Raw genomic sequence first — 12,859 nt, 5'->3', positions numbered from 1 at the left:
CAACGTGCGGATAAGGGAGTGTCGGGGTTCACAGCGTGAAATGTAGCGAGGACTGGACCGGCCAATGCTCCCCGCTTTGTCGATGCAAGAGGGGAGTCAGCGGCGCGACGGCTTTATCAGGAGATAAAGTTTTTGCCCTGTTTTAACACCACGTCACAGGCTTTGGTTTTCAGCTTCTCGCCCATCGGCGAGCTGCTCAGGCTCTGCAGGTTGAGCTGCTGGCCGTTGCCGGTATTCAGCAGGCCCGCGACGCCCTGGGTGTAGTCAGTTTTCTGTTCCTGCGCGGTGGTGGTGTTCAGGCCGAGCTTGCTCAGCACCTGATCTTTCACCGACTGCACGTTGTTTTTCACCACGTTGTGCTCGACGCAATACTGCATCACGCCCGCCGCGTTGGTCATGCTGTTAGCGCTGACCGCTTTGTCACCACCGTTCAGCAACCCGGTCAGGGAAGAGAGCGACAGACCGCCATTCTGCTGGCTGGTCCCGGTGGTGGTGCCGGAGTTCGTTCCGCTGTTCTGCTGGCTGAACTGCGATGCCGCACTGCTCAGTTGATCCTGCCAGCTGGCGGCTGACGCACTGCCCGCCACCAACAGTGCCGCTAATCCCCATCCCCACGCGCTGCGTTGTGCTTGTTTCATCTCAACCTCTGTCTGTAATTGTATGGCCTCTTCAGCCTTGCTAAGAGCCACTGGCGAGCAGAAAGTTCCTGAATTTATCCATTAACAAGGCCTTTGGGAATATTCTGTAATCGCAGGTTAAATAGCGTTTTCGATAATTTGTAGATTATTTACTTCTTCGCCTGGCGCAGAAGGATAATATGATTTTATCGGTTGTAATATTTTTAAATATTCATTTATATCATTGTTATCTTTCGCAGGATAATTCCTGGTTAAGGTAAATTTCACCGCTGGGCTTAAATGTTTATTTTTAAGGTGAGTGCTTTTGCGCAGTTATGATTGTTGGTTAGAGTTATTTGATCTTAACTCTTTGTTTTAATGGCTTTCTTTGATCTATTGCTTAAAGTTATACTCTGCCATTTCAGCATTTTAATAACGCTGTCATGACTCATTTTTCCGCTATTTTTACGCAATGAATTTTTATTCCGCCTTGCGAAATTCGTGAGAGTGTTCATGCTTAATCACTGTGTCAGGCAGTTGTGGCGATTATTTAAAGGTATTGATTTAACGGGAGCGAATATATGGCGGGGCAGCCAGAACACGATAAAGATGCTGAGGTAACGCTGAAACTCGCGGAAGAGCAGATAGCGCTGACAAAGCAAACCGTTGTCGATGGACATGTCCGCGTAACCCGTTCCACAACCGAGCATGACGAGGTAATCAGTACGCTGCTTAACCGGGAGAAGGTTGAGGTTGAGCATGTAGCGAAAGCACAACGCGTCGAGACGATGCCCGAAATCAGGGAAGAGAACGGTGTACTGATTGTCCCGGTAGTAGAAGAAGAGATTGAAGTAGTCAGAAAACTGGTGCTTAAAGAGGAGATTCACATCCGAAAAGTGCAGGAGAGCGTTCCTTTTCAGGATGTGGTTACCCGACGTGAGCAGCAGGCGAAAGTAGAGAGAGACGACGATCGGTAATAAACAGCTAACAAGAGAGGAATCTATCATGGCACAAGAAAAAATCGTAACACTGTTCGATTCTGCGATTCAGGCAGAGGCCGCGAAAAGAAATCTCGTGAAAGCAGGCTTTTCTGATCGGGACATCAGTCTTATCAGTGGAGAACGTTTGCAGCAGGAAGGCCAGTCAATTAAGCACCCGAGCATCTGGCAGCGCCTGTTTGGCCACACCGTCGATAAAGAGCAGGCGGATGTTTACACCAGAGCGATGGATAAAGGCGGCGTGGTACTGACGCTGCGCACCGAAGAAGAGAAGCTGGCGCGTGCCATGACTATTCTGCATTCGCATGACTCGGTTGATGTGCCATCGCGGATGCAAAGCACCGTTGAGAACGGCGCGCCTGCAGCAGGTATTAATCCGACCGCCGGTAAGCAGTTTGCGGGTGAGATCAACGATCGACAGGTTGAGGATCGACAGGTTGAGCCACGACGCACCTCACTGACCGGTGATGAGAGCGAAGAAGATATTCTGCGCTTGGCCGAAGAGCAGATTGAAGTCGGTAAGCGTCTGGTGAGTGAAGGTTCGACCCGGGTTCGCCGCTATACCGTGACGGATCAGGTCTCTGAAGATATCTCGCTGCACGAGCAGCACGCTGACATCTTCCGCCGTTCGGTGAATGAACCGGCACTGGCAGGTGAAGTGGACTGGTCCGAGAAAACCGTCGAAGTGGCTGAAACCCACGAGCAGCCGGTAATTAACAAAACGACCCATGTGAAAGAAGAAGTGGTGGTACGTACTGACGGCAGTGAACGTACCGAGACCATTAATGACACGGTGCGCCGTCAGGAAGTGGACATCGACCATGCGCGGGCCGGACTGGATAACGAACTATCCCCAACCGGTGCAGCAGGGGTTAAACCCGCTACCGCAGCAGGTGTAGGCACGCAGTCGCCAGGCGTAGCTACTGAGCGCGACCACAAAGCCGGCCTGACTGAGAAGGTGAGTGAGAAAGCCAGCGAAGCGAAAGACAAGGTTGAGAACAAGCTAAAACAGCGTGATTACGACCATTCGCATTGAGGTGCTCATCCTGTCAACAATGAGTGCTAACGGGCATCGCTGATGCCCCATGCTGAGCATGCAAAAAGAGCCAACCGTGAGGTTGGCTCTTTTGTTTTGGGGTGTTGATCGGGGATTGAGAGCGGGGTGCTTAGTCTCAGCATAAAACAGCCAGGCGGTGAGTGCGTTCAGGCTGGCTGGTGGAGTTTCAGCCGTTTTACTGGCAGCAGCGAGCGCCATCAATGTCCATTATCCAGGGTGAACATTATGCTGGCGAGAAAGTCAGTCTAAAGACGCGTACCGACTATGACTCAGGGAGTTCAGTTGATTTACTTAGTGTCAGTAGGCGGTTTTAATATTCAGGTTTGTAGTCAGAGCTTTTATAAGCCAGAGAGCATCTTACTCAATAATTTTTTTCCTGATCATTGCATTCAGCCAGAGCTCATTGCCGCGTCCAACACGTAAATCACCGGTCTGCCAGATTTTTTCAGTTTCAAGAACGATTTTTTTTCCCGTTGCGTCCTCTAAGCCAGCCTCATTTTTTATCTGCGACGTATTGTTAGCCAAAATTTTACCGTCGACATCATTCACCCCTTCTACCAGTTTCTGCAATCCAGCCTGATCCATATCAGTAAATCTGCGCCCGTCCTTTTCTCGTTCGCCGCAGCCATATTTAAAAGAGAGATACCATACGCCGCCAGGCTTCAACGCTATGGCCAGTTTTGTCATAACGTCAGGTAGTTCAGCTTCGGAAACATGCAGCAGCGATGCGCAGCACCAGATACCGTGATATTTTTCGACAGCATCAACATCCTGAAAGCGCATCTGCTCTACAGGGTTTCCAGCTAATTGACGGGCCAGCGAAACCAGCTCCGCCGATGCATCAAAGGCTTCGACGTTAAAACCCATTTCTCTAAAGGCGTTGACGTCACGACCTGAACCACAGCCTGCATCAAGAATGCACGCGCCCGGCGGCAGGCAGCTTATAAAAGGTGGGTAAAGGGCAGACATATCCACACTTACCGTATCGGTGAAAAACCGCTGTGCGTTCTGGCGGTAATAATCTTCGTTTATCAAAAGAGGCTGTCTCCCTGTGCCGCTGGCTGCCACTCGTGGAGCAGAGTAAATTTTGCCGTACTCCAGGTATTTTGCAGGAAACTGTGCCGCTGCTGCGGAGTACTGCCGGTCTGGCGGATTAACGTCTCTCGTAATGGCAGATGGCTGTTAATAAAGTATTCGTTCCGATCGTGCAGGCGCTGAAGCAGCGATATCGAAGGAATACGCGCAAACTTGCCCTGAGCGCCACGATTACAGGTCTGGCAGGCCAGCACCAGATTCCAGACGCCGTTGAGGTTGCCGATGTGCTCGCTGAGCATCAGCGGCAGAAAGTGATCGACATCCGCCAGGTTTTCTTCGCCACCAGTCACGTTTATTGGCCGGAAACAATAAAAGCACAGGCCTTTCTGATAGCCGTTCAGGCTGCTGCGACAACTGGTAATGTTGACGCGGCGACCGCTCTGACGGCTGAAAAGCATCTTATCATTATCGTCATAATCAACGGCAATCAGGTTACGTGAAACGTTCATCGCCCAGGCTTGTTCTACCAGTCGCCATCTTGCCTCCGTTTCAGCTACCAGACTGACAAACTGTTCCTTTTCCGTCAGCTGATAAAAGTTATCTGTTAGCCGGATGCCTTTATGGCTTCGCCGTTCATCCAGGAAAAAGCGTTTGTCGATCTCGGCGTAATTCACATTATGAAAAGCATCAATGACGTTAGCAAAACCGCGCTTAACGGTAATGGTAATCAACTGTTCTTCGTTGATTTCGCCTGCGTTGAATTGGCTACATGCCTCCAGAAACTCACTGCTTTTGCTGGTGATCTGCTTTGGTGCATGGCGTAGGTGGTCGCATAAATGCCGCACAAAAGGCACGGCCAGCGCTTCCAGCGTAATCAGATCGTTGTCCGACTGCTTCAGGTCGTACAGCGCATGGGCAAGGGCAAATTTATAGGAAGCGACGTTTTTGCCAAAAAGAATAACGCCGCGCCAGTAGTTTTCAAGGCGGGGATCGGCCTGGTAAAAGCGCATGCAGCATCCTGTTTTGCGAGACAGCTCGAAAAATAACGTAACAGGATCACATAACAAATGCAGCTGAATGTAAACCGTAAAGCTCGACAGGTGGCCGATCCTTCTCAACGGCAAAATGTTTATCGTCAGCAGCGGTCACGATCGCGAAATAGTCTTCACACTGGATAAGGGCAGGGATGCGCTGAACGACGATCCAGACATTAATAGCCTAAGAGAAAAACAGAGGAGGAAAGCACAGGAAAAAGGATTGCCGTTTCTCTGTCTGATTATTAGCGATTTCATTTATGCGACGAGCTTATAAGCAGCAAGTCATGCCAGATGTTATAAAATTCAACTGGTTTCAATTGCTCGCAGCCACTATTATTACCCTGCTATCAGACGGATGAGCAATCTATAAAAAGAACAGGGATTTTAAAAGGTATGAATCCATGGAGGAATAAAGCGGTTATTCGGAAAAATAGTCAGTAATAAATTTACCCCTAAATGTTACTTTCTCTTTCAGAGAAATATACAGATCGTAAAAAAGATCTATCATCCGGATTTAACGGCCTGTAGTAATTTGCCGGAAGCCATTACACAAATGGCAGAAGACAGCACTAAAATCAGCAGGGTCGTTGCCCTACATGTTGTGTTGGCTCTGGTCCTGTTATTCGGACAGGATAGATCCCATGTTTTAATCAGCATCATAGCTGTCACGGTAGTGATGTTAATAATTTTGCCCCATGCTTCTCAGCGTAGTTTGCCGATCTTCACCTGATGAAACTGGCTTCCGCCTGCGAAGAATTCTCAAGTCACGTGCGCGTGAGAAAAAAGCCAGCATCAGGGTGGAAAAAAGACAATCGGCCAAATAACCGCGACCAGTTAGCGGCATTTATAATCAATAATGTCGTATCGTAATGCGACTTTATGACTTATTTCACTCTAACTCAACAGCAAGGAATAGCTATGCTACAAAAGGACGTTTTTCCGCAGCGTACAAAATGGGCCATTATCGTTATCGGCATGATCGCCGGGTTGTTTTGGGCTTTGCCGGATGGTTTTAACCTGCACCATCGTTATTCATTGTATCTGCCGCCGCTCTCGATGACGATGGCCAGCATACTGGCCTTCACGCTTTATCACCTGCGCGACCTTAAGCCCTGGCTCTGCGCCTTACTGACATTGCCGGTCACTGCCTTAATGACGGGATGGTATCGCTGGAATTTCCCCACGCTGCCGCTGGGCGAATTTCACTTTAAAAATATCTGCGCAGTGATATTTATGCTCAGTCTGGTTATGCCAATGCTGGTCGCCTTGTGCAATAAATCGCAGCAACAGCAAGGCGGAACAGCGTGGAGCAGAGCTGTCACCGAAGCGCTGTGGCATAACACCTTTACCCTTGCGGTCACCAGCGTGATGACCGGACTGTTCTGGCTGGTATTGATGCTGTGGAGCCATCTTTTCAGCATCATTGGCATCACGCTGTTTGAGCAGATTTTCTTTGATAACCGTTTTTTTCCGCCGATAGCGACCGGCGCGGTAATCGCTACGGGTATTGTGTTTTGCCGACGCCTGCCGGGTGCTGCCGGTTTGTGCCGGCATCTGGTTACGCGGGCTGTAAACGTACTGCTGCCTTTGCACGCGGTCGCCTTATTGCTGTTTCTGGCCTGCTTACCCTTTACCGGGCTGGCTATCATCCCCAAAGCGTTTTCAGCGACTACGCTGTTGTTGACCATGACGCTGCTGATGCAGGCATTCAGCGCCATCGCTGGCGAAAGCGCGTCTGACCTGTCGCGCGGGCAGCGTACTATTGCGCGTCTGGTGCTGGTTGCGCAGGCTCTGACCCCGCTGTTGGCCGGGCTGGCGTTATGGGCGCTGTGGCTGCGCGTCGCGGAATATGGCTGGACAGTGGAGCGGATCTACGCCGCTATGATTGCACTGCTTGCGGTGACGGGCTCGCTGCTGCTGTTATGGTCCCAGCGCCGTGGCTGGTCACAGGGTGCGGGCAGCATGAACGCTTTTATCCTGCTGATGCTGACTCTGACGGCCAGCGGCTGGTTTTTACTGCATACGCCGATAGCCGATCCGTGGCGCATTGTGGTGAAAAATCAGCTGGCGCGTTTTGAGCAGGGTAAAGCAACAGTGGATGTCATGGATCTCTATTTGTTCAGTGATGCAGGACGCCGGGGGAAACAAGCCTTGCAGAAGGTAAGCCGTCATCCGCAGTGGCTCCGCGAGCCTGTCCGGCAAAAAGCCTTGCTGATGCAACTGCTGGCAGAGCGCGACGCCACTAATGCTAACCCAACTATTAGCGACCTTCAGCGCAGCATCCCGCTGCGAGCCGGCAGCGAAGCGCCGCCACGAAGCTGGTGGCAGTCCCTGGCGAAGTATGTCGCGCCATCCATCAGCGTCTGCCTGGTGGATAGCGATTCCTGCCTGGTCTGGATGCAGGATCTCAATAACGACGGCTCGGCTGAAGTCCTGCTCTATAGCCGTAACCAGCCGGAGATCGCGATCTATGCCCGACAGGGGATTGACTGGCAACAGATTGGTAACGTAACGCTGCCGGAAAATATGGATAAGACTCTCCGTGAAGCTATGCCAAAAACGGCGATCAAGCCCTGGCGCGATCTGGATATCAACGGTCAGCGTTATCCGGTGCAGTACTTTAACCATGAAGGCCAATAGCCGTTTTACCCTTTAACCTCTTCCCAGTTCAGCCCAAACCGTGCCAGATACTTACGCAGGCGATCGGCGTCGTTGGGCTGCTTTTTTCCCTGGCGAGAGACGGCAAACAGGCGTCGTCCCGCTTCGGAAAGCGAATCCGCCGTGCGGCAGACGCTTAGCACCGTCTGTAGCTGACACTGATCAAACAGATCGTACTGCGCTGAAGGAGGATCGGACTGGACAGCCTGCGGAGCCGCAGTGCGCCAGTTGGCTCGCAGCCGGGCGATCTCTTCTTCCGCCAGTTCCAGCGAAATTCTTCCCTGTTCCGCCAGCGTTGCCATCCGCGTGACGGAAGCGCTCAGCTCGCGGAAATTGCCTCGCCAGCTGGCTTCTGACGAGCAGGCGAAACGCAAAAAATGCTTTCTCGCTTCTTTATCAAAGCGTACCTGCGTCTGCTGCTCCCGTGCGTAACGCGCCAGCTCAAAGTCGAGGTTGGGTTCGATATCTTCGCGGCGTTCGGCCAGTCCCGGCAGCTGGAACGTCCACATATTGATGCGGGCAAACAGATCTTCGCGAAAGCGGCCTTCGGCCACCCATTGCTGCATATCCCGATGCGTGCCGGCAATCAACTGAAAATTGCTGCTGACTTCTTTATCTGAGCCATAAGGGAAGAAGCGTTTTTCCTCGATGGCGCGCAGCAGCATTGCCTGCTCATCCAGCCCCAGTTCGGCGATCTCATCCAGAAACAGCATGCCGCCGTCGGCTTCCCGCAGCAACCCGCTGCGCGCCTGCTGTGCACCGGTAAAAGCACCCTTAACGTGGCCGAACAGCGTAGACATTGCATTGTCGCCGCGCAGTGTGGCGCAGTTAACTGCCACGAATTTACCGGCCAGCCGGTGGCGGGCATGACGCAGCTGGTAGATGCGCTCCGCCAGGAAAGATTTACCCGCGCCGGTTGGGCCGGTCAGCAGCATCGGGGCGGCCGAGCGCAGCGCCACGCGTTCAATCTGCTCGATCAGGCTGTTGAAGGTCGGGTTGCGCGTCTCAATGCCGGATTTTAAAAACGAGGTGGATTTCTGCTGTTCGCGCTGAAAACGGCTGGTCAGCGTGGCGTAACGGTTCAGATCAAGATCGATAATGGAGTAGTGGCCGAGCGCGGTTGGCGTTTCGGCCCCCTTGCTGGCCGGGGAAGTCTGCAAAATACGTGCGGGCAGATAGCGGGCTTCGGTCAGCAAAAACCAGCAGATTTGCGCCACGTGCGTGCCGGTAGTGATATGTACCAGATACTCTTCGGTGTCGGTATTAAAAGGGTAGCGGCTGACAAAATCGAGCAAGCTGCCGTAGACCTCTTCAAAGTCCCAGGGATCCTCCAGCTTAACGCTGTGCAGTACCACTTCGGTGGCGGGCGACGCCTGAGCAATATCTTCCGCTACATGCTGCGCCATACTGATATCACGTGGCTGATGGAGCAGCTCCAGCCGATCGATCCGCAGACCTTCCTGCTGGCAAAGTGCGACGGTTGGTCGCCATTTGCTCCAGCGATTTGCCCGCTTGCCGCGTTTGTCCAGCACCGTGCCCAGCACGCCAATCACAACGTTAGCTTTCATGCTTATCTCATAAGATAAATAACTTATCCGATAAGATAAGTTCCTGCTCATGTAATGGCAATGTGGATGCACAACACGATAATAAATATTGTTAATAATCATAATGATAAAATTTATTACCCCGCCTGGCGGGCTTCTGGCACGGCATTCGCAATATCAAAGCCACAGCAACGAGGAAAACGAATATGAAAAATAGCTATCAGACTGTCCAGCAGGAAAAGAGCGTGCCGATAAAAATGTGGACCAACGGGGTGCAGGTTGAGCCAGAAGCGCGCGAGCAGCTGCTGAACACGGCGAAAATGCCGTTTATCTTTCGCCATCTGGCGGTGATGCCGGACGTGCATCTGGGCAAAGGCTCCACCATCGGCAGCGTGATCCCGACCAAAGGCGCGATTATCCCGGCGGCGGTCGGCGTGGATATCGGCTGCGGCATGATTGCGGTGCGCACTTCGCTGATGGCCAGCGATCTGCCGGACAATCTGTCGGGCGTGCGCAGCGCCATCGAACAGGCGGTGCCGCACGGCCGCACCAATACCCGTTCGGGTCGCGATAAGGGTGCCTGGCAAACGCCGCCGCAGGAGGTGGATCGCCACTGGGCAGAACTGGCACCGCGCTTTAAAACGCTGACGCAAAAGCATCCGTCGCTGTTTAAAACCAACAACTATCAGCATCTGGGAACGTTGGGGACCGGCAATCACTTTATTGAAGTCTGCCTGGACGAACGCCAGCATGTCTGGGTGATGCTGCACAGCGGATCGCGCGGCGTAGGCAACGCCATCGGCAATATGTTTATCGCGCTGGCGCAAAAGGATATGCAGCAGCATATCGCTAGTCTGCCGGATCGTAACCTCGCTTATTTTGAAGAGGGCAGCAGGCACTTTAACGACTATGTGGAAGCGGTGAACTGGGCGCAGGATTACGCTCGCCATAATCGTGAAGTCATGATGGAACGCGTGCTGGCGGCGATGTCACGCGTCATCAGCAAGCCTTTTACCACGCATCTGGAAGCGGTGAACTGCCACCACAACTACGTGGAGCGGGAAACTCACTTTGGCGAGTCGGTGCTGGTGACGCGCAAAGGCGCGGTCTCGGCGCAAAAAGGGCAGATGGGGATTATCCCCGGTTCGATGGGCGCGAAGAGCTTTATCGTGCGCGGCCTGGGTAACGAAGAGAGTTTCTGCTCCTGCAGCCACGGCGCGGGGCGCACCATGAGCCGCACGGCGGCAAAAGCCCGCTTCACCGTGGAAGATCAGCGACGCGCTACGGCGCACGTGGAGTGCCGAAAAGACACAGCGGTCATCGACGAAATCCCGATGGCTTACAAAGACATTGATGCCGTAATGGCCGCCCAGTCTTCGCTGGTGGAAGTGGTGCACACATTGTCACAGGTAGTTTGCGTAAAAGGATAAAAAAATGAGAACAGGATTGCATGGCGTAGATAGCGCAATGCGCGAGCGCGTCCGTGGCGTGCTGCGCCAGCTAGAAGAAAAGCACGGAGTAAAAGTGCTGTATGCCTGCGAGTCGGGCAGCCGCGGCTGGGGTTTTGCCTCGCCGGACAGCGATTACGACGTGCGCTTTCTCTATGTGCATAAACCGGAGTGGTATCTGCGTATCGAGCTGCCGCGCGACGTCATCGAGTTGCCGATCGACGATACGCTGGACGTATGCGGCTGGGAGTGGCGAAAAGCGCTGGGTTTGTTAAAGCGAGCTAACCCGACGCTGATCGAATGGCTGGATTCGCCGGTCATCTATCAGCAGGAAGCGGCCATCGTCGCCGATTTACGGGAAAGAATACCGGACTGGTTTTCGCCGCTGCGGGCGCGCTGGCACTATCTCTCAATGGCGAAAAAGAACTTTCGCGGTTATCTGCAGGGCGATAGTGTGCGGCTGAAAAAGTACTTCTACGTGCTGCGTCCGCTGCTGGCGGTGCAGTGGATCGAGGCCGGAAAAGGCGTGCCGCCGATGCGTTTTGAAGATCTGCTGGCAGGGACGGTAACGGATCCCCTGCTGCTGGCCGAAATCGAACAGCTGCTGGCGCGCAAGCAGCGCGCAGGCGAAGCGGAATACGGTGAGCGTCTGGATCGCATCCATGCATTTATCCACCAGCAACTTGATGAGAACCGCGTCAGCGAAGATCTGCCAGATAGTGAGCGGCGCGATAGCAGTGATCTGGATGCGTTGCTGATGAAAACCGTGCTGAGCATGGCGTAACTGACAAATAAAGGAATAAAAAATGAAAGAGTGGATCGCCAACATCTTCCGTCAGCCTGACGAACAGCGTTTTCCAATAGTGTGGCCCACAGAGCAGCGCGCTATATATGACTGGCTGGCACAGTGGTCAGAAGAAACAGGCGTACTGCCTGAAGCGGCGCAGACGTTGCCGGATGAGTTTTCACCGCAGGAAGATGAGGAAACGCTACGCTGGGCGCCCGGTGCGCTGGACGGGGCCTTCGGTCATCATGTCGCGCGCGGCGACAATGAGGAACAAGCGACTCAGGTGATGCAGGCGATAATTCGCGTGCTGCGGCGCAGCAGCAGTAAAAACATGCAGGCGCTTTATCAGCTGGCAAAGCAGGATACGCCGCTGAATTTTATCGACGATCTGCTGAAGATGATGGGGGCTTCTCAGGCCATTGATGCCCGCCGCCTGCGGGCACTGGTGGTGTTCCTCGCGACGCAGGCACCTGATCGTCAGGTGGTGAAATTAGCCATGGCGCTGTTGGCTTTTTTCCCGTATCAGCAAAGCGCTGATCTTCTGCAGACGTTAGGCAGCCACGATGAATTCACCCTTTATGCTGTGGTGGCGATGCGGACAATCCTGCCGCCGGATGAGTTCGCACTGGCGTGGCTGGCGCTGGCAAAACGCACGGCAGGCTGGGGACGTATCCAGCTAATCGAGCGGCTACCGGACGCGCTGGATAGTGCCGTTCGTCAGTGGCTGTTAAGGGAAGGCTATAACAATGACGTGATGGTGGAATATACCGCCTGGCACTGCGCCGAGCATGGACGGTTGCACGAAGCGCTGGAGGGCGAGGTTGATGCGGAGCTGCTTAAGGGAGCCGCTGAAATCCTGCGCGGCATGATCAGCGGTGAGCCCGGTCCCGGCATCGATAAATACAGCTATGCCGCGCAGGCTTGCGAGCGCTACCTCGCGCATATCTAGCCCGGCACTGCGGCCGACCTGCTGCATTATCAGATTGCAGGTGAAATCGGCAGGCTGGCTGGTGAAGAGGAGTTTGCTGACGAGGCGGCGCGGCAACGGCTGGCAGCGCTGTGCGAGCGGATCCGTGCCTTACCCGAGTGGCCTGCGCTCATTGAAGCTGGGCTGGATGATGATGACGGCATGATTTTCCATACTGCGCTTCAGCTTTGCAGAGAGCAGGGCGGCGATCCGTGGCCGGCCATTTATCAGCGGCACCGTGAAAAGTCGGAAAGCATCCTCTGGTATCAGCTGATGCAGACCGATAACCCGGATTATATCGCTCAGGTTATCGCGCTGGCGGAAAGTGAGCTGGATCTGGCCGCCATCAGCTGCGGGCCGCAGAAATCTCAGGGGATGGGGCCGCTATATCAGCAGCATTCGGCGCTCAGTTTTATCCTGCAGGATTTAAACCGTTTTCCCGGACAGGGCTGGACGCTGATCAGGACTGGCTTACAAAGCCCGATGACGTTTAGCCGCCATAAGGCGCTTAATGCGCTGGAAGCCTGGCCGCAGGCTTTGCTGCCGGTGGAAACCGTTGCAATATTGGCAGAGGCTAAGAGCAGGGAACCGGAAGAGGATCTTCAGGAAAGGCTGGCGCAGCTGCTCGGGAAACTGGCGGGAAAGGGTTAAACAGGACGCGCTCTGCTTGCAGCGCGCGTCGTTATAACGCCGTAACAACTCATTTTT

The 12,859-nt window shown here is 53.6% G+C and carries 11 protein-coding genes; 7 read left to right on the top strand and 4 right to left on the bottom strand.

All coding sequences use genetic code 11. The features are described from left to right. Positions 1–116 precede the first annotated feature (116 nt). Positions 117–638: a DUF2501 domain-containing protein gene (locus WFK59_RS12360; protein ID WP_336755910.1), complete on the bottom strand. Its 522-nt coding sequence runs from the start codon at positions 636–638 to the stop codon at positions 117–119. A gap of 560 nt (positions 639–1,198) precedes the next feature. On the opposite strand from WFK59_RS12360, the gene WFK59_RS12355 reads away from it, so the two are divergent. Together WFK59_RS12355 and WFK59_RS12350 are read left to right on the top strand one after the other, a co-directional pair. Then, positions 1,199–1,594, top strand: a complete 396-nt coding sequence (locus WFK59_RS12355; RefSeq protein ID WP_233985412.1) for a DUF2382 domain-containing protein — start codon at positions 1,199–1,201, stop codon at positions 1,592–1,594. 28 nt (positions 1,595–1,622) lie between these two features. Then, positions 1,623–2,651, top strand: a complete 1,029-nt coding sequence (locus WFK59_RS12350) for a YsnF/AvaK domain-containing protein (RefSeq protein WP_336755909.1) — start codon at positions 1,623–1,625, stop codon at positions 2,649–2,651. A gap of 378 nt (positions 2,652–3,029) precedes the next feature. Here WFK59_RS12350 and WFK59_RS12345 read toward each other — a convergent pair whose 3' ends face one another. Continuing rightward, positions 3,030–3,704 (bottom strand): class I SAM-dependent methyltransferase, encoded by a 675-nt coding sequence (locus WFK59_RS12345; RefSeq protein ID WP_336755986.1) that lies wholly within the window; start codon positions 3,702–3,704, stop codon positions 3,030–3,032. Then, positions 3,704–4,717 carry an HNH endonuclease gene (locus WFK59_RS12340; RefSeq protein ID WP_336755908.1) on the bottom strand — a complete coding sequence of 338 codons (1,014 nt, stop codon included), beginning with the start codon at positions 4,715–4,717 and terminating at the stop codon, positions 3,704–3,706. Before WFK59_RS12340 ends, WFK59_RS12345 begins: the two co-directional genes overlap by 1 nt. Before the next feature lie 945 nt (positions 4,718–5,662). On the opposite strand from WFK59_RS12340, the gene WFK59_RS12335 reads away from it, so the two are divergent. After that, complete coding sequence (locus WFK59_RS12335) at positions 5,663–7,384, top strand: DUF4153 domain-containing protein (RefSeq protein WP_336755907.1); 1,722 nt, start codon at positions 5,663–5,665, stop codon at positions 7,382–7,384. A 5-nt stretch (positions 7,385–7,389) separates the two neighbouring features. Here WFK59_RS12335 and rtcR read toward each other — a convergent pair whose 3' ends face one another. Next, entirely contained in the window at positions 7,390–8,970 is a 1,581-nt protein-coding gene (gene rtcR / locus WFK59_RS12330) for an RNA repair transcriptional activator RtcR (protein ID WP_336755906.1), read from the bottom strand. 185 nt (positions 8,971–9,155) lie between these two features. Between rtcR and WFK59_RS12325 the strand changes: the two genes are divergently transcribed. The 4 genes from WFK59_RS12325 to WFK59_RS12310 all read left to right on the top strand — a co-directional run bounded on the left by WFK59_RS12325 (position 9,156) and on the right by WFK59_RS12310 (position 12,802). Beyond that, positions 9,156–10,379 (top strand): RtcB family protein, encoded by a 1,224-nt coding sequence (locus WFK59_RS12325; RefSeq protein WP_336755905.1) that lies wholly within the window; start codon positions 9,156–9,158, stop codon positions 10,377–10,379. 4 nt (positions 10,380–10,383) lie between these two features. Next, on the top strand, positions 10,384–11,181 hold the full coding sequence (locus tag WFK59_RS12320; RefSeq protein WP_336755904.1) for a nucleotidyltransferase domain-containing protein: 798 nt from the start codon (positions 10,384–10,386) through the stop codon (positions 11,179–11,181). A 22-nt stretch (positions 11,182–11,203) separates the two neighbouring features. Then, positions 11,204–12,133: a hypothetical protein gene (locus WFK59_RS12315; protein WP_336755903.1), complete on the top strand. Its 930-nt coding sequence runs from the start codon at positions 11,204–11,206 to the stop codon at positions 12,131–12,133. A gap of 180 nt (positions 12,134–12,313) precedes the next feature. Beyond that, positions 12,314–12,802 carry a hypothetical protein gene (locus tag WFK59_RS12310; protein WP_336755902.1) on the top strand — a complete coding sequence of 163 codons (489 nt, stop codon included), beginning with the start codon at positions 12,314–12,316 and terminating at the stop codon, positions 12,800–12,802. Positions 12,803–12,859: the final 57 nt, after the last annotated feature.

It is taken from the genome of Pantoea sp. USHLN298 (assembly GCF_037149395.1).
Lineage (GTDB): Bacteria > Pseudomonadota > Gammaproteobacteria > Enterobacterales > Enterobacteriaceae > Pantoea > Pantoea astica.
This window is presented reverse-complemented; position numbering and strand designations above follow the sequence as displayed.

Excerpts from the sequence above, each read along its gene's own strand:
- WFK59_RS12360 (WP_336755910.1), bottom strand. The coding sequence starts at position 638 with ATGAAACAAGCACAACGCAGCGCGTGGGGATGGGGATTAGCGGCACTG.
- WFK59_RS12335 (WP_336755907.1), top strand. The coding sequence starts at position 5,663 with ATGCTACAAAAGGACGTTTTTCCGCAGCGTACAAAATGGGCCATTATC.
- WFK59_RS12355 (WP_233985412.1), top strand. The coding sequence starts at position 1,199 with ATGGCGGGGCAGCCAGAACACGATAAAGATGCTGAGGTAACGCTGAAA.
- rtcR (WP_336755906.1), bottom strand. The coding sequence starts at position 8,970 with ATGAAAGCTAACGTTGTGATTGGCGTGCTGGGCACGGTGCTGGACAAA.
- WFK59_RS12325 (WP_336755905.1), top strand. The coding sequence starts at position 9,156 with ATGAAAAATAGCTATCAGACTGTCCAGCAGGAAAAGAGCGTGCCGATA.
- WFK59_RS12350 (WP_336755909.1), top strand. The coding sequence starts at position 1,623 with ATGGCACAAGAAAAAATCGTAACACTGTTCGATTCTGCGATTCAGGCA.
- WFK59_RS12340 (WP_336755908.1), bottom strand. The coding sequence starts at position 4,717 with ATGCGCTTTTACCAGGCCGATCCCCGCCTTGAAAACTACTGGCGCGGC.
- WFK59_RS12320 (WP_336755904.1), top strand. The coding sequence starts at position 10,384 with ATGAGAACAGGATTGCATGGCGTAGATAGCGCAATGCGCGAGCGCGTC.
- WFK59_RS12310 (WP_336755902.1), top strand. The coding sequence starts at position 12,314 with ATGATTTTCCATACTGCGCTTCAGCTTTGCAGAGAGCAGGGCGGCGAT.
- WFK59_RS12315 (WP_336755903.1), top strand. The coding sequence starts at position 11,204 with ATGAAAGAGTGGATCGCCAACATCTTCCGTCAGCCTGACGAACAGCGT.